Annotated in this window: 7 protein-coding genes; 3 read left to right on the plus strand and 4 right to left on the minus strand. The window is 66.0% G+C overall.

Going from position 1 to position 26665, the window contains the following annotated elements:
* Nucleotides 1-9: 9 nt before the first annotated feature.
* A complete protein-coding gene (locus FNH09_RS05290; protein WP_162468146.1) occupies nucleotides 10-2445 on the minus strand; it encodes an amidoligase family protein in 2436 nt (811 codons plus the stop codon).
* 102 nt (nucleotides 2446-2547) lie between these two features.
* Nucleotides 2548-2844 carry a hypothetical protein gene (locus FNH09_RS05295; RefSeq protein WP_152885564.1) on the minus strand — a complete coding sequence of 99 codons (297 nt, stop codon included), beginning with the start codon at nucleotides 2842-2844 and terminating at the stop codon, nucleotides 2548-2550.
* Between the two features lie 534 nt (nucleotides 2845-3378).
* Between FNH09_RS05295 and FNH09_RS49450 the strand changes: the two genes are divergently transcribed.
* The gene (locus FNH09_RS49450; protein ID WP_274390205.1) at nucleotides 3379-3501 is read left to right on the plus strand and encodes a hypothetical protein; all 123 of its coding nucleotides are present in this window, start codon (nucleotides 3379-3381) and stop codon (nucleotides 3499-3501) included.
* A gap of 155 nt (nucleotides 3502-3656) precedes the next feature.
* On the opposite strand, the gene FNH09_RS05300 is transcribed toward FNH09_RS49450, so the two are convergent.
* Nucleotides 3657-7862 (minus strand): hypothetical protein, encoded by a 4206-nt coding sequence (locus tag FNH09_RS05300; protein WP_152885565.1) that lies wholly within the window; start codon nucleotides 7860-7862, stop codon nucleotides 3657-3659.
* A gap of 544 nt (nucleotides 7863-8406) precedes the next feature.
* On the opposite strand from FNH09_RS05300, the gene FNH09_RS05305 reads away from it, so the two are divergent.
* Together FNH09_RS05305 and FNH09_RS46990 are read left to right on the plus strand one after the other, a co-directional pair.
* Nucleotides 8407-9354 carry a ricin-type beta-trefoil lectin domain protein gene (locus tag FNH09_RS05305; RefSeq protein ID WP_338017473.1) on the plus strand — a complete coding sequence of 316 codons (948 nt, stop codon included), beginning with the start codon at nucleotides 8407-8409 and terminating at the stop codon, nucleotides 9352-9354.
* Nucleotides 9355-9496: 142 nt separating this feature from the next.
* The gene (locus tag FNH09_RS46990; protein ID WP_162468147.1) at nucleotides 9497-9832 is read left to right on the plus strand and encodes a YbaB/EbfC family nucleoid-associated protein; all 336 of its coding nucleotides are present in this window, start codon (nucleotides 9497-9499) and stop codon (nucleotides 9830-9832) included.
* A gap of 79 nt (nucleotides 9833-9911) precedes the next feature.
* Here FNH09_RS46990 and FNH09_RS05315 read toward each other — a convergent pair whose 3' ends face one another.
* Entirely contained in the window at nucleotides 9912-26642 is a 16731-nt protein-coding gene (locus tag FNH09_RS05315) for a hypothetical protein (protein ID WP_152885567.1), read from the minus strand.
* Nucleotides 26643-26665 lie beyond the last annotated feature (23 nt).

Raw genomic sequence — 26665 nt, forward strand, 5'->3', positions numbered from 1 at the left:
CCGCTCGAACTAATACGCCGCAAGCGTGATCTGCGGCCCCTCGGGGCTCGGTATGATTTCCGCCGGAGAATCGGCAAGCCGCTTCTCCAGGATAATCCGCGTAGGACGTCCTGCCAGATATTGCTGGATGCCCTGATGCAACGACAGAATCGACGCCAACGCAGCAGCCTTGCCTATAAAAATCGGCTCATGCGTCGAAAGATTGGCAAAAAAGAACTTCCCCACAGGTAGCCCACGAGTCTGAACCACACCAGTCGACGACCCCGACGACGACGACGCCGCCGCCGACGACGCCGACGACGACCCAGATGTCAACCAATTCGGCCAAGGCGCCCCACCCCGCATCCGCGGAACCGGCAACCCACGATGAGCATAAGCAACATGATCCGCCCGCTCACCCAAAGCCATCCGACCCCACACGGCCCCGGAAACACGTCCCTCGGCCACCGAACGAGCCGCCTCAAACTCCGCATCATCCAGGCGCGCCCCCTCACCCATCCCCCGCAACGCCCGATCCACCGCAGACCGCAGACCGGACTCATACGAAACCCCACCACCCACAACCCCAACGGGTTCGTGCACTTCCTCAGTGGCCTCTGACAGTCGACTCGGGCCCGCGTTGCTCAGGGCGTGTGGCTCGGTGGGGGCACGGCCGAGCGTCTGACGCGCCAATGGCCATGGCGTAATGGACCACAAGGCGAGGACTTCATCACGCTGTTCGGGTGAGAGAGGGAGGAGGTTCAGCAGTCTCAGCAGGCTGGTGGTCGACTCGGGCGAGTCGCTTTCGTAAAGGCGCCATTCCCGGTCCGCGGAGTCGTGGAAGGTGCTCGTGATGGACTGTTGCAAGTCACGATGAGAACCCGGTGCTTCAATCACGTCACTGGCAAGAAGCCCTGGGTTGGCTGCTACACGAAATGCCAAGTCAGCCATTGCTTGCAATAGCGTTACAAGAACTTGCTTGACCTGAGGGTTGAGGCTTTCGTCGGGCACCCGAAATTCGAGATGATCGCTGAGGGTACCATGAACCGATTCAAAGTTTATCAGCTTGTCGTGATGGAAATCCGTCCGAATCTGCGCGAGGTTCACATATCCGGGTGCTGGCTGCGTCAGGGGTGATGCGGCTCGGTATCCGCGGTGCCCCGTCCTCGACCAAGGATTCGTGCCCAGTCGGTACAAGACATCCTGATGCGTTTGAACGATGCTGATGAATGCCTGGTGTACGGCTACGGAGGTCCCGAAATCTGCAATGTCCAGGTGTATGTGCCCACCAGTCAGCGTGTCGACGCGGCCACCGTAACGCTGAATAGTGCCAATGACTGCGTCAATCTGGTCCCATGTTTCCGAACTTGTCCTCAGAATAGGGCTGACGATCTCGAACATCGCCGTGTCGCGTTCAAAGCTCCAAGCATCAGATGCTTCGCGGTACCCTCTGTTGTATGCGGTGTGGTAGTCGCCGATCTGCTGTTCGTTCGTGAAACCTCTGGAGCGGAGCTCCTCCAACATCGCAAAGGCCGGGCCGTCCTCCCGTTCCCCCATTTCTTCCTGTAGCGCAATAAGATTATCCAGGGGATCGTCATTGTTTTCCGGAACGTCAAGTCCAGATTCCTGGAGACGCTGAACCGCTTCTTCCCACGCTTCGGGTGTGTCTATGTTGCTCGCATTCTCCGTCACCGTTTCGATGAGTTTCAATGATTCTCGAACGGATTCATCACGGGCGTGAAATTCAATTTCCAGCCCGAATCTGCGATTCATCCACGGAGGAAGATCGCTTTGGTTCGGAATCGACGTGCGGAGCAACGGGGACAGCCCTTGTGCACCACGCGCGGCAACCTGCTCTGTCACTCGAACGATGTCCTGGTGGGTTGTCTGCACCAGCGCCGGCGCACCACCAAGCACCCGCGCGAGTTCGGGCGGCAGCAAAGCAGACATGGCAAGTGCGAGATCTGCTGCCGATTCCCGGGCCGCTGCCAGATCCTCTGGATCTGCGTCCTCCAGGTGCGCCGTGACGAAGTGCACCGCTTGCCAGGCTGCCGGCAGTGTCTCCAACCGCATGCCCTCGCCCCGGTAGGCCAGTGGCATGGACCCGTAATACTGCCGAACGATCCGAGTCGCCTCGTCGAAAAAGGGGGAATCGGCGCGGCTCTTGCCTCGGTCCAGGCGATGCTGCAGTGCGGTGACATCGAAAGTACGTGCACCGGGTGCGAGTCGCACGCTGAGTTCGGTATCGGGGCGCCGGATAGACTCCACCCAGCGGACCGGTTCCACACTGGCTACGGGAACGGTGCGAGTTTCGAGCAATCGACGGATTTCATCAGCGAAGGTCAGGCGCAGGGAATTGATTACCTGCTCAGTGAGATTCCGGACCTCTCCGCGGGACAAGGATTCCGTTCCCTGTAGATTCCTGATTTGCGGCAGAACATCGAAGCAAACTTTGGTTGCCGTCACCTGGACTGCAGAGCCTGAGGATACGCCACTGGGAGAGGTCATTCGAGCTGTCTCTTTCGTTTCTGTGAGATGAATCAGTGGTGCACGGTCGCTCGCGAGACCTCAGTCCTCGCGAACCGCAATCGAAATGACGCCGATCGAATGCAGCGATTCCAAGTATTCCCATTCACTGCTGGGACGCAGCCACAGAATTCTGCCGTCGCCGGATGACGTTGGACGCTCCGCCGTTGTGTGAGGCCTGTAATTGATGTCCAGCAGGACAAGTGGGACACCAGCTGTCCAAGGCGCCCGGAGATTCAAGGGTTCGGCACGATCAGAGGTCAGGGCAGACTTCTCATACTCATTGCACTCAGCCAGCCCGAACTGCACGTTGAGGAGCGCCTGAATCCTGACTTGCATGGCGAGACCGTGCTCCACCCGCCGTGCTCGACGTTCTTCTGGGGTACCTAGTTCTCCGTAACCTGGCACTAGCGTGTCCATCAAGTCGATGGCTTCGTCGGCATATGTTCTCCGTCTCCATCCGCTATGCACCATCTCCAGGCGGAACAATGTCCCATCCGCTCGAGTCGGTGGTTCGAGTAGACGCATATCGTCCGGATTTGCGACGGTCGCGCGAGCCATCAGGAGTCCTAAAAGTAGACGGGGGCCCCGGCATCGGTTGGCACCAAAAGGCGATTCTATGTTTGGGTTCCACGTTTCCCGGCATATGTCAACCGAGAAGTGCCCGCATTCCCTTCACTTGGCACATTCGGGCAAAGTGGTTGTCGATTTACAATTCGCCTCCACGAACGGAACTGCACGCGACGTGATGCCCACTTTGCTTCCTGCACTTTCCAGACAAGATCGAACTATCAGTCGCAATTCGGCGGATGACGCACGATGCTGCCCCAACCACTCAGGTTTCGGCGAGGCCACCGTTGTCCGCTGAGGAGCATGTCCCGAAGCCGCAGCACACTCGTAGTCGAGGTTCCCACCCGCCTGGCCGGCTTCCGCATCGACCAGTACGTGGTGCGATCCGCCGCCTCTTCCGGCCGGGTATCGGTGATGGCGCAGTAGACACCGGGACGTGGTTCGTCGGACAGCCAGTACAATCGGAGGCTTCGAGGAATCCGGTCCGCCACCAGGCAACGAGCCCGCGATCGGTGCCCGGGCGCGCGACCACCACCGTCTATCTGGGCCGGTTGGTGTCTGCCATCGGAGCGCCGCTGCTTTTACCTGCGGGCCGGGCTCCATCCCAGGACACCATGCAGATCAGCACCCAGATTCAGGTCACAGAAGCCGCCCCTCACCCGGTCGGGCAGTATCGTCGCCGTCGCCTTGAGCGATCGTGCTTTCGGACCGATCAGTTGGCCATGGGGGTCCATGTCGATCGAGGCGATCAGATCATGATCAGCGAATACCGGCCGCGGCACTGACTGGGCTCTGTGATGGTCGAACCACGTGATGGTGCTTCCCGTGTTGACGGCCCACAGCACCTGATCCCCCAAGAAGACCACGGCACGTGCCCCCGATGTTGTCAAGATGTCCTTCTCCAACGCCACGGCCTGGCCGGCAATCGGAGGATCCCAGACGCGTACCGCTGGGCGGACCTCAAGGCTGAATTGCTCAAGCAGAGCATCCGCGCTGTCCGGCACGGTCGTAGCAAAGTCAGTGCTGGTCACGGGGTCGCGTGGGTCGTGCAGTGTTCCCGACCCTGCGGAGGCGTACGGTGCTGGGATCTCCGCCGAGTTCGGCAACGTCGGCAGCACCCTTTCGGCGGAAGAAGCCGCCTCAGAGGTCGCCGTTTTGTCCAGCCCGCTGTACTGGTCCGGCCCCGTCCGCGAAATCGGCTGGCGCTCGTTCCACCAGGTGTCGAAGAGATCGGCGACACTGGCCGCCCTACTCCACTGGGTCAGCGCCTGGTACAGAACCTTGATCGGCTCCTCGTTCAAACGAGCTTCGATCCAACCCCGATCAAGGGCACCCGTATCGGCAATACGCGGAGCCTCCTCGACAAGACCCGTGAACTTTTCCTCCAACCGGACCCGCAGCCCGTTGGCCATGGCATCACTGGTATCAGCCATCCTCGCGATGACCGTCCCATTGCCTCCGGACGTGGAAACCGAAGCGTGAGGAGTAGAGCCGAGGTACCGGTCGAGATCGGTTTCCAGCCCGGAAATCCAGTTGTCCAAGGGTTTCCGCGTGAAGGAGTCCAGTAGTTTCTGCATCATCTGCGCCGCTTGCGCAGATTCAGCAGACTGGTTCACCATCGGACTCACGAGCCGACTGCGGAACTGATGCCAAAGGTCTGTGCTGAGTTGCCGGCGGCGCTGTAGGATGCCGAGATCACTCAGCGTATGGAAATCATTTGCCTCGCGAAGTTCCCAGATTTCCCATGCACGATGCTGGTGCACCTGCTCCAGAACTCCTCTGATCACGTTCCGGAACGGCTCATTGAAGGGGTGCTGCTCGATCTCCGAAATGGCGATGTTCACCGGCGAATACGGGTTGCGGAAGTCGTTCACAGCCTTCGACTCGTAGATCCCGGCCAGCGTCTTCGCTTGGCTCCGGCTTTCGATCTGCCTTTTCGTCCAGTTGGCGAAGCGTCTCTGCAGTTCCTCAGGATCGTGGCCGGTGGTACGGACCATTTGAGCGGCGCGATTCTTTTCTTCTTCGAGTGCCTTGGCCAGCGCTTTGTGGTCGACTCTGTATCGACCGGCCGTGCGGCCTGCCCGGCGGACAAGCTCCTCCAGATCAGCGGGATTTGGACGGGCTACGCTCTCATTTTGGAGAGCCTGCCAGTACCGCGACCACGCGTCCAGGCGTATGCCGGCACCAAGAGGAGGCATCTGCTGGCCATTCGCGGTGAATTCAAGTTCCTTCGCCCACAAGTCTGGATCGATTTTCAGGGCCCGCAACACGTCCAGGCCGCTGGCGACCCTCTGGTCGCTGAATTGCGGCGCCTCTATATCCAGAGCGATCTCGTCCGGGAAAGACCCAACGTTGTCCCGCAACTGCTTCTCTGTAAGGGGGTAGAGGTAGCGGTATCGGCTCCAGCCGTCGAGATAGCGGAAGCCGAAAGCCCCATTGTGTGCCTCGTCGAAGATGTGCGCAGCTCGCATCAGTTCATGCAGTGTGTGCTGCCGAGTCACGAGCATGTGCCCCATCAGAGCCAGCCTGAGCTCGGGGAAATCAAACTCGTACCCGAACCGCTGCTGCAGCCGCCATGCCGTTTCCAGGGTCAGCGCCAAAGCGCCGGAGGTTCCCCTGCCGACCAACCCCCCCGTCCTGTTGCCGTCCCGGTGCAATGCGGAATCGAGAGGCAGGTCTTTCTCGTCCCGGGAAGTCCCCGGCCGGTGTCCGCTCCATTCGCGGTCATCGTAAAAGGGCGTCTTCCAGTTGACGTATTCCCAGTATGGATCGTGCGTGATTTTTGCGGCGTTCCGTTCCGCAGTGCTGAGCGGGGGTTGTATGGAATTGATCGAGTACGTCGACCAGGCGGCACGCAGCGGCACCGTGCGGTGCGCGTCGCGCTCCTCCTCTTCTTTGTGCTCATTCGCAATCTCCGGGAAATCGCGATAACGGGGAAGTTGTGTCACGACATTCCGCAGCGCACGATTGAAGACGGCTTCCAGGAGCATCGTGGACAACTCACGGATGTTACCCGAGTGAACCACTCTGCTCAGGTCACCCAGGTTGGTCCCCACGGCACCGCTGTAGGGAAGTTCGGTACCGAGGAGGGCAAGGTTCTCGGGATCGTGCGTTCCAATGGTTCGCCAGATTCCCTTGACCACGTCCTGAACCGCTTTCAGCGCTTTCGGACGACCAATCAGGTACCAGCCCAAGTTCTTTTCGAACTGGGCGGCCGCTCTACTATATTTGATGCGCTTTACATCTTCTGGCCGCGCATCAATTTCCGGCTTGAACTGTACGTAGACGGCCGCGGTCCGCTCACCCTGACCACCCGAGCGCGAAGAAACAGAGAAATCGCCGAGTTCGATGCCGGTCGTGATCCTGGGAGAGGAGATCGCCCCCGCGAGTGCTCTTTCGAGAACTTCCCTTGTGGCGTCGGCGCGCGCTTGTCCGGTATTTTCTGCCCGATTGATGCTGAACGTGCGGCCGTGGCCGTATCCCACGATTTCGACCCGAGGCAGGGGCCGTCCCTCCTGCCAATTCCTCTCGGCGATGTCGAAGATGTGAGAGGCCAGTCCGTTTATCTGGGCGATCTGGTCAGGCGGCACGCTTTTGACGGTTTCCGGAAAGGAAATCGTGTACTTTCGCCATTTTCCGGCCCCGGTCTTGTCCTTTTTTCGCAGATTCTTCGCATTTGTGGCACCATTTGATGTCGTCGCTTGCGCGGCCACTTCGCGGTCCGGCTGGAACGGGCCGTCTGGCTCCGGGCCTTCCCCTGTTTGCCAGAATCCGGCATCGGCAGCGTCCAGGTCGGCGCGTTGCACCGCAGGGAAGCGTCCTTCTTCCGGGGAACCGCTGGTCGCCCCCCACAAGCCGCTGCCCGAGGGCTCCACGATTCGCTCCGCCTCGTTGCCGACCGGCGACGGGGCGCCTCCCGGCAATCGCGGCGGGTCCTTTTCCATCACGATCGCGGCGATGTCCGCGGCCAAGTCCCTGGCAGGCCTCTTCGCGGCCGCGGGGCCCCGCAGCTTGACCAGCGTCTGCAACGCCTTCCGGACCTCACGGGAGTCGGTCTCCCGTGGCACCTGCCTCAGCTGCACGTTGACCCAGTGCAACAAGTCGTCCTCGAACGACAGAACGTGGCTTCCGCTTCCATCAGGAGCGGCCGCGTCCTCACCAGGGGGCACGTGGCCCTGAGTGTTCCGTGGGGGGTGGACAACCGGGTTGTCGGACTCCGCAGCCGAGTGGGCGCGCCGGTCGTCTTCGCCGATGCGGCCTTGCTCCTGCGTCCGTATGCCATCGGGTGCGTGGCGCCCGCCCGCTGCCGAAGCGATGGGCGCGCCGGCGTCGAAGTCCGCGTGGGGCATGCCCGTCCGGAGCCGGTCCGGCTCAGGACCCAGCAGCCTGATCGCCACCAGATCGGCCTGAGCATCCGTCGCCGACTCGGTGAAGGCGGGGCCCCGCTCCTCCGCCAGCGCCCGGGACGCCTCATCGACCGCGGCCTGGTCTACGGCCTTCTGCCCGAGTGCCTGCAACCGCAGGTTCACCGCGTGGAGCAGTTCCGCGTCGTGCGGCGCCTCCCGCGGGTCATCGTTCGCCACAGGATCGTCCACCGCGGAGCCTGCCTGCGCCAGCACGGCTTCGGAGAGCGGCGCGCCGGTGGTCCGCTGTGCCTGTTCAAGGTGTGGCTGCTCGTCGAAGTACGCGGCCAGGACTGCCAGCCGCTCGAGCGGATGAGGCAGCGGTGTCACCTCTCGCGCGACATCGGGCGCCACCTCGAAACAGACTGTGGAAAGCTCGGCCATATCACTGCATCCTCACCGCTCGAGACTTGCCCACCCGAGGTCTGCGAAATCTCACGGCCTCGTTGCAAGGTGGCTCTGATGGCGTCCTGCACCATCGATATTGCACGACGGTTCGCCCGAATCGCGACACAATACGGTGCCGGATAAGCGGCCCCGGGTCGAGAGGCCGAATGTAAGCCCCATCGAGCAATTCGGGTGCCATTTAGGGCAGCATCACAGTGCCATGTCTTGCGTGGACACACCAGTTGCGTATGCGCTCGAGGAGCGGAAGCGAAGCCGCGCACAGCCGACATCCAAGCCGGTGTCGGCAGTTCGGCGTCGGTCGGCCGCGGTGATGGGCTTCGGCTTCGAGACCGGCGTGGGTTTCGTCAACGCCACTGGGAAACCCGCCGCTCGAACGACAGGCATGGTCGTTCGGTGCGTGTCGTCGATTCCGAATTGATCCGGGCACCTCATCGTGAGCGTCTTACTACTTATAAGATGCCTGTTGCTTTGTGTGCATCCTCTACCCAAGGAAGCGCCCATTCGCGCTTCCTGCCTGTCCGTGGTTTACCAGTTCACAGGAGACGAAGTGCCGCCCCAACCCAAGCCGCAGGACCCGCCGCTGCTGGACGGAGCGTCGTCGCGCTTCGCTGACGCGTTCATCCGGCGCACGACACAAGCCCGCGAAAACGGAAACCGAGGCGTTCGTCCGTGGGCGTGGGCCGCCGGCGCGACCGCGCTCACCGCGTGCATCCTGCTCATCGTGTTCGCCGTCACGAAGTTTCCTTCCGGCTCCGACGACAAGGGCAAGGCCGCTGCGTCCAGCGCAGTCTCGCCGGGGACGCACAGCTCGCCACAGCCCGGCGGTCCTCACGGCTCCCCGTCCGCTTCGGCCCGGCCGCACGGTGCCCACGGCGCCAAAGACGGTGCCGGTTCTCCGGCAAACGGAGGCGGTCAGCAGGCTGGCGACAGTGGAGCCAAGAGCAACGGCAACAACGAGGCCACGGCCACGCAGAGCACGCCCGCCAGCGGCACGAACGCTGCCTCCGGGTCCGACAGCGCAGCCAGGCGCGTGCAGACGACCGGCTCGACACCGAGCACGCGGGTCGCAACGTACCCGGGTGTCGCCGTCTTCAGCCACGCCAGCGGCCGCTGTGTAGCGGCCACTGGGGCCGCCAATGTCAAGGCCACGAGCGGGACCCGCCTGGAGATCTGGGACTGCGTCGGCGGTTCGTGGGAGAAGATCGACTTCCGTTCCGACGGCACCGCGCGCATGTTCGGCCTGTGCATGAGCATCGCCGGGGCCTCCCAGAACGACGGCGCGGCCATACAACTCGCCACGTGCAACGGCAGCTGGGCCCAGCGGTTCAACCTGAACGACGCGCACGACCTGGTGAACACCACGATCGGCAAGTGCGTCGATGTTGTCGACAACGGCACCGCCAACGGCACCAAGCTCCAACTGTGGACGTGCTTCGGCACCGACAACCAAAAGTGGAGCAAGCGCTAGACGCCACCCGACGGGTGGGGAGCGTCAGCCGACGTCGGCGCTCCCCCGCCGGGCTGCCCCCGGCCACTCCTGCCGGGCTGTACCCCGGCCCCGTCAACGACCTCTCTCCGTCTCACAGGACCCACCGGATCGGAACAGGCACATGGATCTCGACGACACTCTCGGCATCAAGAGGTTCCTGGACAGCACCCGGCAACTCCAGCAGGACCTCGTCCAGGCCAGGCAGGAGATGAGCGCGGTGACCGTACAGGGGACTGCCGGCGGCGGCGCGGTGAAGGCGACGGTGGACGGCCGGGGCGCTTTGGAAGGTCTGGTCATCTCGCCGGTCGTGGCCGATCCGGGCAACGTCCGGGGCTTGGCCGACATGATCGTGTCCGCTGTCCAGAATGCCCATCAGACCCTGATGGACCGCCACGAGCAGCGACTCGCCCCCGTGCTGGACTCCCTCCGCACTGAGCTTCGGGACATATCCGGCTGACACGAGCTCCCGGGCGCCGGGGCCGCGGTACGGTTCCTCACCGTTTCCGCGGCCCCGGCGCCTTCATGTGGAGCAGCCGTCACCCGACGTGCCCGAGCGGGGCGCCGAAGGTGAGGTCGCAGAACCTGTCCGCTCCCGCTTCGGCGAGCAGCTGCGGGTCCGCGTTGAGCACCCTGGATTGCGGGTCCAGGTCGATGGACATCACCACCCCCGACGCGGTCTGCGGGGCCTGCACCTGCTCCAGTGCCGTGGGCTCGTACCACTTGACCGTGCCGCCGGAATTCAGCGCCCACATCTTCTGGTCCGGCAGTATCACGAGTGAACGGGCGCCCGTGCCGGCGGCCAGCAGCCTGCTCTGCAGGTTCTCCACCCCCTGGTCGACCGGACCTGGCCACACGGTCGTGGCGAGCGCGAGACGCTTGCGATACCCGAGCCGCCGCCTCGTGGGCGTCACCGCCGGTGCGCCGCCCTCCTCGTTTCGCCCGGTGGTGCCCACGGCCGAGACGGTGTTCGGCGTCTCCTCGAGGGTGGACATCACCGGCGTGATCGGTTCGCCGACCTGCTCGCCGATTCGCAAGGCGGCCTCCGAGAGCCACTGCCGCACCTGGTCGGGTTCGGCACTGGTCCGGATCGTGTTGCCCAGGTAGCGCCCGGGCTGGTCGGTGAGTTCCCATTGCTGCGCACCGTGGTTGTACGAAAGTTCGCCACTGATGCGCGCGGGAGGAACGGCGGTGGTGCCGGCTCCGCGCACTTCGGCCGCGCCGGTCGCGGGTCCCTGCTCGTGGATCGCGGCCTTCAGCTGTTCCAGCGTCGCGTTTTCGTCGACCTGCCGCATCCTGTGCCACAGGCCGTCGAGGTCGTCATCGGCCGTTGCGGGCACATCCTGCTCACGCCCGATGCTGATCTTGCCGTCGTCGTCGACGGCGAACAGCCATATGCCCTGCAGCGAGGTCGGCGTGAAGTCCTCCAGCCGGTACCACACGGGGTTGTCGTGTACTCGGGCGGCTGGGAAATCGCGTTGGGAGGCCAGTCGTGACGCCTCAGCCCTGGCCTGCGCCTCACCTTCAGCAAGGAGCACCCGGGTGATTCGGGCCAGATCACTCGACTGCTGATTACGCAGCGCTTGTACCCCCGCGTCCGTCCCTATGCGCGGTGCCGTCGTCTCCTGCCAGATCCCAAAAGCCCTGATCACATCATGGGGATCGAGTCCGCGCAGCGACGGCTGCGTACGCACGGCATCAGCCACGGCTGCGTACAGATAGGCCTCGGACTCCGTCTCGGGCCGCTTGCCCTTCCGGATCATCGCCTTCCGCTGAGCTTCCGCCGCGGACGCGACCGGGTCGTACGGCACTGTGTCGCTGAGCCGCGGGACCGCAGCCAGATAGGCATCCGCCTGCCGGTAGACGATCACCGGGTGCGGGTCGGATTCGTCGTTGCGGAAGAGCTGGTAAGAACCGTCTTCCTGGACGACGATCAGGCCCCTGCGGTGCTCGCTGCCAAGGTGTCCTGCGGTCAGTGAGGCTGCCGCCTCGGCTGTCCTGTCGTCCCATCGGTGAGCCCTGTCAAGAGTCAGCCGGAGAACGGCCTCCCGCAGGTTCGGCTCGTCTGCGAGCCGGGCGAGCAGCGCACCCGGCAGCCGCCCTCCGGCGCGGGTGATCTGCTCGCGCAGTTCCGGGTCCGCGCTGAACAGGGCAGGGATCTCTTCCTCCAGGTCGCCAACGCGGAAGAGCGCACCCGGATCGATCCGCAGGCCGCTCGGCAGCTGCGATCTCCTCGCGACCTGTGTCGCCAGTTCACCGGGGTCGCCCTGGAAGCCGCCGGCCTGCCAGACAGCGGCGTAGAAGCCATTCCCCTCGACTGCGGGCTGGTGCAGGTCGAACACATGGCGGGTGCCGTCGGGGAATGTCGCGTTGAGGATGCGATGGTCGGTGGCCGTGTCGAAGACCCACTCGCCACTTTCGGCCGCGCTCTGCGGCTGCCACGGCGCGGTGGCGTACGCCGGGTGCACCGGGGCGTCCTCGGCAGGCTGCCACACGGCCGGCGATGCCGGCTGCTTGCCCTTGCTCTTCGGGGCCTCCGCCTCGGTCTTTACCTCCGTCTTCGGGGCTTCCGGCGCCGCGAAGGTCACTGGCCCCGGCTTCTCGACACCCGTGGGGCGCACTTGGTACCAGCGGGTGAGCCGGTCAGCGCCCCTGCGCACTTCGGCCAACTGTGCGGCCAGGCTTTCGGCCCGTTCCTTCAGGTCCTGCAGCTGCCCAGAAGTCTCCTCAAGACGTGCCTGTACAGCGTCCCGCTCACGGCTCGCTTCGGTGAGTGCACCGTTCGCGGCTGCCAGCCTCGACTGTGCCTCCTCCAGCCGGCTGCGCTGCTCCGCTTCCCATCCGTCATGGGCGGGCTCGGCATCGCGCAGATCGGCGCGAGCTTGATCGACAGCTGCTGCCGCCCGCTCCGCGGCGGCGGTGAACTCGGCCACACCTGCTTCGTGACGGGCCAGCTCGGCGTGCAGGTTCGCACTCTCCGCCGTGCGGAGAATGCCCATGTACGCCTTGTCGGCGTCGGTCCACGCCTTGTCCGCCTGGCCGACGGCGTCCCACGCCTCGGACACTTCGGCGGGGAAGTTGACGTCGGTGATCAGTCCCCACTGGCGCGCGAGGCCCTCCTCGACGAACCCCACCACCCAGGTCGTTGTCTCCACTATCTGAGGATCCCGCGTCACATTGCCGAAGACGCTGCGGATCCACCGCGCCGGACGGTTGTCCTTGAGGTGGTTGTGGACCTGACCGGAACTCAGCCACTGCCAAGGCACGGCGACGAACAACCCGCGCTTGTTCTCGCCGGGGTTCACGCTCACCGAGGTCAGGTCCTGACGGGCCAGGTTCGCGGTCACGGAGTCGCTCACCTGAACGCCCGGCAGGCCGCCCAGTTGGATCGTGCCGGCCGCTGATGTGACAGCCGGTCCGGCGTCCAGCGTGTGATCCGCCGCACCGCCACGGCCGTAGGACGAGCTGTCGGCGTTCACGCCCTGCCTGAACGCGTCGAATTGCACGCCGTCCGCCACCCCCAGCAGCAGAGCCCCGGAGAAGTCGGGCCTGGAGTAGAGGGTGAGGTGGCCGTCAGCGCCGCCAAGGCCGCGATGGCTCAGCTGCGGTGTCTCAAGGCCGCCCGGCTGCAGGGACTTGTGCAGATAGCCCATCAGGGCCAGGCTCGATGTGGCCTCCTTCAGGCTCTGCGCCGCACCCGTGCCCGGACGGGTGAGTGGTGTGTCCTTCGCCCGGGCCAGCAGGGTGTCGTCAATGGGGCCGTGTGCCGGTAGCGCCAACGACGTGTCGTAGGCGATGCCCATGGCCAAGTCGTTGGCCTTCTCCAGATCCTCGAACCCCACAATGCCGCGGACGACGAAGCCCGACTCGGGCATGACGAACGGCTTGGGCATGTCGTCGCCGGGGAGCCGAACGTGGTGCCATGTGCCGTCCCGCAACGCCTGTAGCACGTGGCCGGCCGGGCGGGGACCGGTGAACTCGGGAATCCGAGGCAGCGCCAGCACGTCCTCTTGCGAGGGCTGGTCACCGGGCAGCATCAGGCTGAGCGGGAAGTGCTCGGTCAGACGGCGTGCCCTCTCGACCGAGACCGGCGTGCCGCCGGCGACCTCCAGTTCGAGACGGAGCCTGTACGGCGTGGTGTATTCGCCGTATGCCTGCGTGGTCACCACCACCTGTGCCCGAACGCCACCGGTGGTCTTCGTCCGGACGGCCGACTGCACCGAGGTACCCGAATGGGAGTAGCTCGATGCGGCCGTTCCCGCGATGGCGCTCCCGGTTGCCGCAGCCACAGACGTCGCAAGACCGATCGTCGCGCCCGAGGAGCGGCTGTGGGTCTCCTGAACGGTCTCCCTCGCCTCACGGTAGGTCTCCAGGCTCACGCTGTGGCCCAGGCCGTCAAACGTCCCGCCACCGCCCTCCGTCGCGTCCTCGGGGGGAAGCAATTGGATCCGCAGTCGTACCTTTCGATCACCGACCCACGTCTCCAAGGACTCCGAGCCCCAGCGGCCGATACGTGCCGGCATCGAGACACCGGTGGCCTTCGCCGCCTTGCCCATGGCGAGCACCATGCGGTCCGAGGCGAACGCCCGCAGCTGTGCCCGGTGCTCTTCGGTCAGTCCGAGCCGCCCAAGCTGCCGTTCGAAGTCGGCCAGCGGCTCCGCCGTGTCGAGGGTGTTGACCGGCCAGCTGGTCCCGGCGGACTCTGCCGCCCACGGGTTGGGCACCCACTTCTCTCTCGTGTACCGCGGTAGCTCGCCGAAATGGTTCTCCACTATGCGGCTCTTGTACGCCTCCGGCTCGGAAATCTGGCCCCACCAGCCGTTCTCGACCACCATCGTGCGCCCGGCCGAGGCTCCGGACAGGGACCTGGGAACGAAGGGTGCCTCCTGCGCCCATCGGCCGATGCTGGTGGCATCCACTGCGAGCCTGTATTCCAGGGGCGCGGCAAGCAGGAAGTGCGGGCGGTTGTCCACGCGGTTGACTTCCTCGTAGACCTCCCGCCGGACAGTCCTGGCCTGGGAGTCGTCGAGAACGTACGGGCTGGCGACCAGCGAGTGGTTTCCCACGGGTCCGACAGCGGTGTAGGACCGTGAGTAGGTCACCTGGCCGCCGGTGAAGAGGCTGCGTGTCCCATTGGTTCGTCCGGCGGCCATGCCGTAACTGCCGACGGCCGTGCTGACCTCCATGTTCACCGCCGGGGTGACGACGGTCGGCGGACCGACGACGGAGGTCTTGAGCGCGAACTTCACGTTCCAGGACGGCAGCGGCGTCGCGGGTACCTGCATCCACGTCCGGAATCCGCTCGGTGCGGAGGTCTCATCGAAGTTCCCGGTCAGCGTCGAGGCCTCGAAATACCGCAGAGCCGAGGTCAACTCCGGCGCGGGATCCTTCGTCAGCCTCCAAAAGCCGCCGGATGCCTCGCGAAGCACCTCGCGCAGGACGGCGGTCAGTTCGCCGGCCCCCGTAACGGCGATCGTCTGGTAGGGATATCCGGAAAATGCCGATCGATTCTGCTGCTGCAGCCTGCCCAGTGCCAGGGCGCGGGCGTCCTGCGGGGACATCGCCGTCACCCGCGGCGGGTTTTTCGTGAACGTAATGGTCTTGAGGGGCCTGTGCTCGACAGGGACACTCAGGAGCACCTCGCCCATACCCGACGTGCCCGGATTCAGGGTTGTGTGAGGATCCGGTTGCCCGGTCAGAGCGATTGACGGCAGTTCGGAGACGAGGAGGCGGGCGAAAGGAAATATATGGCCCACCATGTGGCGGATCTCGCGGTAGCCACCCAGTTCGGCGCTGAGGGCGAGGTCATAGCGGTACAGATCCACGCCGCTGCCCGTCGACTTCCTCTCCAACGCGGCGGCTATGGCGTGGCCGTTGGCGACCCCCGCACTCACACCGAAACGCACCCCGGCGGAAGCCGTGCCGGCCTGCAGCGGCCCGCCCCCCATGCCAGGAGCCGGGTCACGCAGTGACAGCACGGCCTCGACTCCGGCCTGGGCGGAGATCGCGGCACTTTGCTGGCCGGACACGCTCGTGGAGACCGGGGTGCTGTAGCTGTTGCGCTGGTTCGACTGGCTGCCCTCGTAACGGCGTCGGGTAAGACTGGCACGCACCCGCAAGTAGACCGCCGTCCGCCGAAGCCTGCCGGGGCCGACGAGCGCGATTTCGACCCCGGTGGTCGACATGGTGCCCAGGTTCGCCATGACACTGTGGTACTGCAGCTGGTCGTCCACCTGCTGCCGGTTGTACAGCGCGGTCGTGTACTCGTCGGCGCTGGTCCATCGTGGGTGGTGCGGGTGGAGCTGGTGGTCCAAGGCAATCGGGACGGTCCCGGCAACCCTCCTCAACACCGCGGCGCGGAATTCGTCGAGGACGGTCACCGCGTGCCGGTCCGCGCCTTCACGCGAGAAGGCGCCACCGGGGAAGGTGATCTCCTCCACACGGCTCATGCCGAGCATCGGCGGCTCGTTCTCGGTGAGATACAGCGGCGGCAGCGGCGCCTCACGACCGGAGTCGGGCACGGTCTCGGCGCCACCGAGAGCCCGGTGACGGGCCTCGGGAACCGTCATCTGCTCCAACGACCACGTCCAGAACTCCTCGGTGGCGGGAATCCTGGGCAGGCTCTTCAGCAGTACCGTCCGACCCGACGCATCGAGCCCCGGGCCGGGCCGCTCCGGCGTCCTGCGGGGTGGCGTGGTGACGATCACCTTCTTGGGCACCAAATACAGCGCCGTCGCGACGTCCTTGGTCGCCGCTCGGTACTTGGACGACCCGGCGACCTCCCATCCGGCGTCCGTCTCCTGGTCCAAGCGGCCGGAACCGCTGACCCCCAGCGTGCCCCGTATGTTGAAAGCGCCGTTACCAAGGCCGATCCCATCGAAGCCAGGACCAGCCGAGACACCAAGACCGAGGCTGAACCCGCTGGTGACCGTGCGCCCGTTGGGCATCTTTGCGTGGACGGACATGGCCATGCTCGCGTTCTTCGCCACACTGACGAGTACCGCGGTGCCGGACTCGACTCGCACCGAGAACATCCCCGCCGGATCGGTGCCCCTGCGTCCGCCGTACAGCGCCTCCGTCAACACGCGACCCGTGTTCAGCAGGTCACTCAGCCGATGGAAGTTCTCGGTGGAGAAGAAGCCGCGGATCTGCGCAGCGGCCACGGAATCCTGAGCCCCTCCCGCGTGAGCGAGAGCCCACTCCTGAACATGACGCATGGGACCGAACCCCACGGTCCGTGCCATCCGAGGCAACCACTGCTCCAGGCTCAGCGTCGCGGGCGCACTGTCCTCACCCAGCGACTCCGCCGAAGTCAAGGACCGGTCGAGCCGCACCTGAAGTCCGTGATGGATGCCAAAGCCGAACGTCGTGGGCTGCCGGCGCACATCGTCCTCGGCGATCGGCCTGCCGTCCAAGGTCACGGGGCGCCCCGAACCGTCGAGGACGGTCACCTTGTACCCGACGTCGTCCTGGACCAGCTCCCCGTCCGGGGCACCGATCTGCCCCTCGATCTCGTTCCTCTTCTGCAGGTCGTACCCGGTCCGCTTGCCAAGCTTGACCATGGTGGAGATCCGGGCGTGCCACATGACCGCGGCGCTGATGAGCCCCAGGGGCAGCGAAGGCGCAACCCCCGTGGCACTCCCGTTCGTCACGGTCCGGCCGCTGGTGCTGGCCAGCTGCCGCATACTGTCGACCTTCTCCAGGCTCCCCAGGCCGAAGCGGTATTTCCGCCAGTTGCCGTATACCTGCAGTTCCAGCAGCAGCTGCCGCTTCTCCCCGTCGGCCGTCCGGTAGTCGAACCGCACACCGTCAGTGAAGAGCACCTGCGGATCGCCCCGCAAAGCGCCGTCGATCTTCTGGAGCAGACCGCCGCCGTCAGGCGTCTCAAGTGCCGCCGGCGCGATACCCGGGTGCTGACGCAACCGGTCGGCGATGTGCTGCAGCGCCAGGTCGAAACCGCGCAGCGTCCGAACGCTGTGCCCGAACGAGATCGATTCCCGTAGCACCTCCGGCGGCAGCTCGGGAAGCAGATCAGCCACACGTCCGCTCATGTAGGGGGGCATCCAGCCCTCGGCGAACCTCACCGGCCGGAGGTTCCCCGGCAACGGCGGCGGGGGCATCCCGGGATCGAGCCTGGGCGGCCGCCGCTGGTCGAGCTGCGTCCCGATCGGCACGTAATCCCGCGTTCCTCGTACGACAGGCGGAACACCAGAGCCCGACGCCTCACCAGCGCCAGCGGGCACCGGCCGCTGAGTCTTACGGAGCGAGGGGCCTTCGGTCTCCCACGGCTCCGAGGCGCCACCGCGTACAGCAGGCCTCTTGCGACGGGCGATGTGCTGGGCCACGTCCCGGGCCCTGGCCCTGGGATCCTGTCGGTGGAAGCCGGGACCACTCGACGCGACCAGTGCGTTATGTTCGTCCTGTATCACCCCAGGCGTGGCGATCGGCATTTTCAGGCCGGACAGGTGCTCGTTGACCTCCGCGACGAAGGCATCGGAGATCGGGGACGCCGGTGTCAGGTTCCGCGAGGTCTCCCATTCACTGCGGTACGGGCGGCCAGGGGCGGCTTCGAATTCGGGGAACTCCTGCGCCGCGGGAGGAACCGCGGCAACGGCGGCGTCGCCATGGACAACGGGCGGATGCCCCAGAGCCTGAGCACCGTCGGCCGGCGAGTCCCCACTAGGCTCGGGCACGGCGGAATCCCGCTCCCGCGTCTCCTCCAGCCGGACCATGACGAGGAGGGCCTGGATTGCGACCGGCAACTCAAAGTAGCCGCCGCGGGTCTCCTGCTCCAGGTCCCTGTGGATCGCGGACAGCTCAGCGCTCCCGGCAGGTTCCTTCTCATCCCGTAGCAGCAGTGTGTTGACGGCGTCAGCCAGCTCCTCCACCGGACGTGCCAGGGCTTCGGCGACCAGCTGGGCCTGCGCCTGCTCCGACAGCCACGCGTACCCTGCCTCCTCGTTCACAAGCTGCTGGTGGGCACGCCCGATCTGATCCTCGGAGAAGACGAACTCCGTACGCCGCTTCAGCCGTTCGCGGACCTCGTCGGCAAGACCACGCTGGGCCGACGGGACCTGCTCAGCCACGACACGGGCCCGTTCCTCCAGCGTCAACCGCGAAAGGGCGGCACGGTCCTCGGGCGCAAGGTCCTCGTAGACCCACCGCACCTGGGCACCGGTGACGTATGCGCTCGCGCCCCGCAGCTCGTTGACCTGGCGCAGCAGAGCCCGTTCCTCGGCCACCCGGTCGGCCACAGCCTGACCCCGCGCCTCCAATGGCATCTGCCGGAAGACGTCCCCATGTTCCCGCACCAAGGCGTAATGGACCTCATCGACCGTCCGCCGAGCTGCTTCCTCCGCCTCGCGGACCTCGTGGTGGACCTCGTCACGCAACATCTCGACCACACGTCCCAGGCCCCGATCCTCCAGTATTCGCTTGGCCACCTCGTCGGCCCTGCGCTGGAGGCTCGCCTCCTCAAAGCCCGCTCCGAGATCCCGCCTCAGCTCGCCATATGCCCCCCGTACCTCGGCGACCTCGGCATCGCCCAAGCCACCCTGCCTGACAGCCCGGACCAAAGATCTCTCGTCCACCACCCGCTCGGCCACCACGTCCGCCTGCGCGCGCAGGGGCAGACGCACAAAGTCGGCCTGTTCCTTCACGAGCTCCTTTTGGGCATCGGCGATCTCGGTATCGGAAGCGGCGTACGCCCCGCTCTCCTGGAGCCTCCTGAGAACGATCCCGGCTAGTACTTCCGCGACCGGTTCAAGCCCCGCGATGTACCGCGCCACGGCCTGGACCTGCGACTCCCAGGCTTGCTGGGCAAAATCTTCTCGCGACGCACTCAGATCGTGGTACGCCTCGATGACCCGCTCGGCCGGGGCGGCCTCCTCGTTGAGCAGCACCAGGTGCCTGTTGACCTCGCCCGGAAGCTCGGCCTGCAGCCGCAGGTCCCGCGGGACCTCGGATTCCGGCGTCAGCGGCAACGGGGGCTCGGAGCGCTCCCCAAGGTCAGCCGATATGCCGGCATCCGACTCCGTGGTGTCGTGGTCGGGGGAGAGGGGCCTGGTGTCGTTGGCGCGCGTGGGCGTCGCAGGGACGCGGGTCCTGTGTTCCAGTACCCGTCTGGCCACATCCAGCGCCTGCTCCACCCAGGCCGGCTCATCGCGCAGCTCCAGGGGTACGGCCTCGCCCTCCCGATCCAGAGCAATCCAGGCCCTGTACACCTCGGCGCTCTCAGCGGGATTCCTCCCCGCATCTCGCAGCACCTTGTTGGTGGCGCGCTCCAGGTCCTCCACGGGGCGTGCCAGGGCGTCGGCGACCAGCCGGGCCTGCGCCTGCTCCGACATCTGCGCGTACTTCGGCTTCTCCTTCGCGATCTGCTTGCTGATCTCAGCCTCGGTGAAGACGAAGCCGGTGCGCTCCCGCACGTGCTCGCTGACCTTGCCCACAAAATCGCGCTCGGTCATCGGGAACCGCTCAGCCACCACGCGAGTGCGTTCCTCGGCGGTCAGCTGTCCGAAGTCTGCGTCCCCACCGTCATGCCTCCGGTCCTCGTAGACCCACCGCACCTGGTCGCTGCCGACGAAGTCCTTCACCCCACGGGACTTGTTGACCTCGATGAACGCAGCCCGCTCCTGACCGATCCGGTCCGCCACAGCCTGCGCGCGCGCCTCCACCGGCATCTGCCCGAAAGCGGCATGCTCCCGCACCAGATCGCCATGAACCCGGTCCACCACCTGCCGAACCGGAACATCCACATCGCCGGCCTCGCCACGCAACACCCCACCCGCGCGACCAAGCGCCCGATCCCCCACCATCCACTTGGCCACCTCATCGGCCCGCCGCTGCAGACTCAACTTCGCAAAGCCCGCCCCAAGATCCCGCACCAGCTCGCCATGGACGCGCCACACCTCGGAGACCTCGACATCGCCCAAACCGCCCTGCCGCCTGACCGCACCCGCCAGAACGTTCTCGGCAACCACCCGCCTGGCCACCGCGTCCACCCGCAGACGCACCGGCAGACCAGCAAAACCTTGATCCCCGTCAAACTCCCGCAGAACACGAGAGACCTGCTCATCGGAAACAGCAGACCCCCGCTCCCTCAACCAATCACGAACCCCAACCTCGACCTGCGGACCCGAGGAACTGGCCTCCTCCGGCACCGCGGTCCCTCGCTGGACATCCACCGCACCCGGCGTCTCAGTATGAGAGTCCTCCGGCGTGTGGGTAACGGATGCGTCCGGGGTGTCATGGGCGGGGAAGAGGGGTCTGGTGTCGTTGGCCTGCGTGGGCGTCGCGGGGACACGGCTCCTGTGTTCCAGTACCCGTACGGCGACGGCCCGGGCTTGCTCGTCCCTCGTCTGTGGGAACTCGGCTTCCGGGACTTCCTCGTTCAGAGCGTTCCAGGCCCTGTACACCTCGGCGCTCTTGGCGAAGTCCTTTCCTTGCCGGAACAGCACGCTGTTCGTGGCGCGTTCCAGGTCCTCCACGGGGCGAGCCAGGGCGTCGGCGACCAGCCGGGCCCGCGCCTGCTCCGACAGTTGCGCGTACTTCGGCCTCTCTTGAGCAAGCTGTCGGTGGGCATCGTTGATCTCGGCGTCGGTGAAGACGAAGTCGGTGCGCTCCCGCACGTAGTCGCGGACCTCGCCGGCAAAGTCGTGCTCAGCCAGCGGGAACCGCTCAGTCACCACGCGGGTGCGTTCCTCGGTGGTCTGCTGCCAGAAGTCAGCGCCTTGGCCCGCATGCGCCCGGTCCTCATAGACCCATCGCAACCGGTCGCTGCCGACGAAGTCCTTCACCCCACGGGACTTGTTGACCTCGATGAACGCAGCCCGCTCCTGACCGATCCGGTCCGCCACGGCCAGCGCGCGCGCCCCGAACGGCATGTGCCCGAAGGCACCCCCGCGCGACTCCCGCACCAGATCGCCATGAACCCGGTCCACCACCTGCCGAACCGGAACATCCACATCGCGGACGTCACCGCGCAACAGCTCACCCACACGACTTAGGGCACGATCTCCCAGCATCCACTTGGCCACCTCATCGGCCCGCCGCTGCAGACTCAACTTCGCAAAGCCCGCCCCAAGATCCCGCACCAGCTCGCCATGGACGCGCCATACGTCGGCGACCTCAACATCACCCAAGCCGGCCTGCCGCCTGACCGCACCCGCCAGAACGTTCTCGGCAACCACCCGCCTGGCCACCGCGTCCACCCGCAGATGCACCGGCAGACCAGCAAAATCACGGTCCCCGTCAAACTCCCGCAGAACACGGGAGACCTGCTCATCGGAAACAGCAGACCCCCGCTGCCCCAACCAATCACGAACCCCAGCCTCGACAAGGGGCGAGTCGGACGTCTGGTGTGGCAGCAGCGTCTGCCCGTCCTCGGCGGTCAGCTGTCCGAAGTCTGCGTCCCCACCGTCATGCCTCCGGTCCTCGTAGACCCACCGCACCTGGTCGCTGCCGACGAAGTCCTTCACCCCACGGGACTTGTTGACCTCGATGAACGCAGCCCGCTCCTGACCGATCCGGTCCGCCACAGCCTGCGCGCGCGCCTCCACCGGCATCTGCCCGAAAGCGGCATGCTCCCGCACCAGATCGCCATGAACCCGGTCCACCACCTGCCGAACCGGAACATCCACATCGCCGGCCTCGCCACGCAACACCCCACCCGCGCGACCAAGCGCCCGATCCCCCACCATCCACTTGGCCACCTCATCGGCCCGCCGCTGCAGACTCAACTTCGCAAAGCCCGCCCCAAGATCCCGCACCAGCTCGCCATGGACGCGCCACACCTCGGAGACCTCGACATCGCCCAAACCGCCCTGCCGCCTGACCGCACCCGCCAGAACGTTCTCGGCAACCACCCGCCTGGCCACCGCGTCCACCCGCAGACGCACCGGCAGACCAGCAAAACCTTGATCCCCGTCAAACTCCCCCAGAACACGAGAGACCTGCTCATCGGAAACAGCAGACCCCCGCTCCCTCAACCAATCACGAACCCCAACCTCGACACGGGACGTGCCAGACGTTGCCCTGGGCGCGTGAGCCGTCAGGTCGCGGACGTCAGACACGCCACGCTCCATAACCGCCTGCACCTGTACCTGCGCGTCGTGATCCGTCGAGGCGGCGGGGATGGCGCTCTTGGGCTCTTCGGGCCGCCCCTCAAGGGACGGGGGAAGGGAAGGGCCATCTCCGGCGGAGCCGGAGGGGTTGCCGGGCCGGCTCATGGGCTCGGGGCGGGGGGCCTGGAGATTGCCGAGCTCGGTCCCGAACCGGTCCGCATGGTGCTTCTCGAATGCGAGCCAGCGCTCTGCGTCGTGCCAAGGCGCGTACAGCTCGTCGTACTTCTTCACCCCTTCTGTCAGGTAACGGTCGCCCGCTCGGATGCGGGTGCTGTCCGCGAGGTGGAATGAAAACGCCTCGAGATCTTCGGGGTGCCCCACAATTCCGTGGAAGTCCCGTGCCAACTGGACAGCCTTGACCTGCAGGTTGCCCTCGTGGTCGGCCGCCTGGCCAAGGCCGGAGCGCAGATCGTCACGTACGGAGGTCCACTCCATCGCAGGGCCGCCGAGATCGCGGATATCGTCCAGTCGGTTGGTGAAGTGCCAGTCAGCAAGCTTCCGAACCTTGTCGATATATTCTCCGAGAACGCGCTGCGGCCCGTCATCGCCAACGAAGTCCTCGTTCTTCAGGTAGGAATCGGCGTACTCCCTCTCCTCCTTCAGCCGGAAGAATATGTAATCCTCCCGCTCGATGCGGCCCGGGACTTCCTCGAAGACCTGGGCTGTCTCCTGCCTCCACCGTGCGAGCGATGCCGCGTTGACGCCGGCCGGGTACACCTCCTCATGCAGAGCCCGCAGGTCGGACCGAAGAGCCCACTCCACCCGATCCAGAACGGCTCCTGCAACCATTTCGGGATTGTCGGACCTTATGGCTGCGAAGTGCTTCTCCATGGCCACCTGGACGTCGCGTTCCCGCACCGCCATCCGTTCGAGGTCCTGCCCCGCGCCCTCCAGTAGGCCGTCGAGCCGATCCCTCACCCACCGAGGTAGCGCGCCCCCGGTGTCCTCCGAGTTACGGTACGACGCAAAGGCCCGTTCGAACTCGGCCATTTTTTCGTAGGCCCACTGCTCAATGGGGTTGAAATCTTCTTCCTTGTTGCGGAAGACGTCAGGCTTTTCGCCGGTCTTATTGCCTCCGACCTCCAGATGGGCATCGTCCCTCACGAACATATTGAGTTCATGGTCATAGACGCGAGGCTGTGCCAAGTCGCCCAATGACGGTAGGTCTTCGCCGTGGAGGGAGCCGCGTGCCTCACCGACCACGTTCCTCAACTCGGTGACAAAGCGCCGGAGCTCGACGACCTGGATGTAGTGCTTGTATGCGTTCTGCCCCGCATGATCGAGAATGTGGTCAAGGGCCTCGCCGGAAACGTACGCCGAGCGGTCTACCTCTGCCTGGATCGCCTCGGAGATGTCATGGCGCCAGTTCAATCGGGCGCCGGCGATCTCGCGCTCGGAAAGCGGCTCTGTCTTATTGTACTGGGCCCACTTGTCCCGCCCCAGGTTCCAAGCCTCGTCGAGGGGCGCGCCGTCTGTCCGTGCTTCCGCCTCGACTACCGCCCCGGTCCGCGCATCATGCCCCTGCTTGAAGGCGTCCCATTCCTGTCGCAGCGTGGCTGCGTCGACAAGCCCGTGGTCGGGCACCAGGTCGTGACCGGGAGTGCCGCTTGCGTCATCGGCAGCGCCGTGGTCGGCCGTGTGCTCCGGGGCACCACCCTGGAGCGGGTCCTGGGCCCCGACGCTGTCCTCGCCGCCACGAGGCGCAGCAGCACCGGAACTGATGTCGTGGTGCTCGGCCGCAGGCGACCCGAAAGCTTCCGGAGCGGGCCCGGTGTCCGCCGATTCCTCCACCCTTGGCGCCTTGGAGCGCACACCCGTGCCACCCGGCGTCACATGCCCGTCGCCGGAACCCACCTCAAGGCGCCGGTCACCACCGACACCGCCTGTGCCACTGTCCGTCGCGACCCGAGCGGCCTCTACGTCAGCGCTCTCCGACAGTCCCTTGGCCAAGGCAGCGTCATCACCCACCACGCTGCCGTGGGCTGCCGCCGAGTCCGACGAGACGATTTCCCTACCGCCGCCGGCGTGTGAGGCCGGTGTGGCCGAGGGAACGTCCTCGCGGACATTGCCAGTGCGCGGTGTCACGGCCGGCTTCCCGGGGCCGGTGCCGGTGGTGCCACCGCGGGACGGCGCGTCGAGGACCGCCTGCGGCTCATCATCCCTGCCGGGCAACTTCATTTTGGGCGGTGTGTACCCGCCTCTTCCTTCATCGAGGGACGCGGACGATGCAACCAGACGCACAGTCCTGGGCGTCGACCGGTCCGGGCTGGGGCCGGGGATGCCGCTCTCGCCCTCTGTGGCACCGTGGCCGGACACGTCGTCCGTGCCCCCGCCGTGGACCTGGCGCGAGCCCTGGGTCTCGACGGTGACCCCGCCTCCACGGGGCGTCGCCGTATCGGAACCGATGTCGTGGGGCTTGCCGGCAGACGAGTCGGACGCCGGCGACGCGAGGGAGTCCGGAGCACGTCCGGTGCCCTCGGGTTCCACTCCCGACGGCTTCGTGCGCACACCCGTGCCCCCCGGCTCCGCGTGCCCGCGCCCAGCAGCCACCTCAAGGCGCCGGTCGCCGGGCGCGGGGCGTCCTCCCGCGGGTGGCGTCGAGGGGGAGGCCGCCTCCGCCTGGCTCCGCACACTGCTGGTCATGTCCGACGGACGGGCGGCACCGGCGGTCTCCGGGCCACCAGACCGCATCGGGGCGCCAGGTGCGGCATCAGCGCCACCGTGCCCGGCTACCGCAGCCAGGCCGTTGCCACTGCCCGCGGCGCCCGCGTTCGCCGCGCGCTCCTGCAGGCTTTCGAAGCCGTGTGCGGACGTGACCGTGCCTCGGCCGTTGCCGGTGCTTCCGCCTGGGGAGACCCCACGGTCGACCCCACTGCCAGCATGCATGCCGGTGGTCGCGGTCGGCGGGAGTCCATCCCGTACGGCGGGGCTGTCGGCCGGGGTCCGCAGGCTCCCCGTGTCGATGTCGTGCGAAGGCGGGGAAGTCTTGACACCGCTGGGAGTGCCTGGCCGCGGCTCGAGGAACGCGGAGCCGGGAGCACTCGGGATCCCGGACGTGGCATCGCCCTTGACGGGGTCCTTGGGAGCAGATGGGGTCCCGTTCTCCAGTGGCCCCCTGCCAGTGGTCCCGGGTACGGGCACATCGCGCCCGGTCCCGCCCGGAAGCGGCGTGCCGGGTCGTGCCCCGGCAGGTGCCGCGATGGCGCCACTGTCTTCGGGAGCAACGGCCCTCGGCGCCGATGAGCCCGTATGAAAACCCTGGGCACCGGCAGCGGAGCGCGGTACTTCGATCACCGAGTCCGAGAGGCTCTTCACAGGTATCGGCGTATGGCTTGTTGTGATCACAGAAGGGTCGAGCGAGCCCACGGAGGGGGAGCCCGGGGTCCCGGGGCGCGGTATTTCGACGTGGGCGGTGGTTGGCGGAACGTGCGGGACGGCCCCTTCCACCGATGGCACTGACGAAGGGCGCGGGGTTCCGACATGCGGCACCTCTCCGCTTGTGCCGACCTGGGGGTGCTGGAAGCCGAAGGTCGCACCCAGCCATGAGGCCAAGAGGACGCTTATGGACTCAAGGTTGTCAAGGTGGACGTCGATCGGCGCATGGGCGGCTGCCTTTGCCAGCACCTGGGAGATCACGTCGTTGACAAGCTGGATTGCCCCGTTGATGAAGGCATCGGCGGCGAAGGTGGCCGCGCGGCCGAGCGCTGCGGCAGCGGCGCCGACCCTGGAGATGGTGCTCAGGATGCTCGACGTCAGCTCACCGATGAACCCGGCGAACCGCCCCAGCAGACCTCCGATGGGGAACGTGAGGAAACCGAGGATCGTGCCGAAAATCGCGGCGAGGCCCTCGATCAGGTGGGCACGGTTGATTTCCTGGACCGTCTTCTGCAGCTCGTCGGCATAGCTCAGGATCGCTTCGCCGATCGCCTCAACGGTGGTGCCCGCCTCCCAGACGGCTTCGAAGATGTTGTGCTTGCCGTTGCCGTTCCAGACCACCTGTGCGGAGCGGCCGGCCTTGCCGGTCCATTCGGCGGCCATGGACTGCATGCTCCCGTGCATGGTCCGCAGCCCGTCGAGGAGGCTCCGACCGGCTTCGATCCACTGGTTGCCCAGAGCCCGTATTTGCGAGTCGTCGAATGCGGCCATGGGATGCGTGTCCTCACAGAGTG

Source organism: Streptomyces adustus (assembly GCF_009377175.1).
Taxonomy (GTDB): Bacteria; Actinomycetota; Actinomycetes; order Streptomycetales; family Streptomycetaceae; genus Streptomyces; species Streptomyces adustus.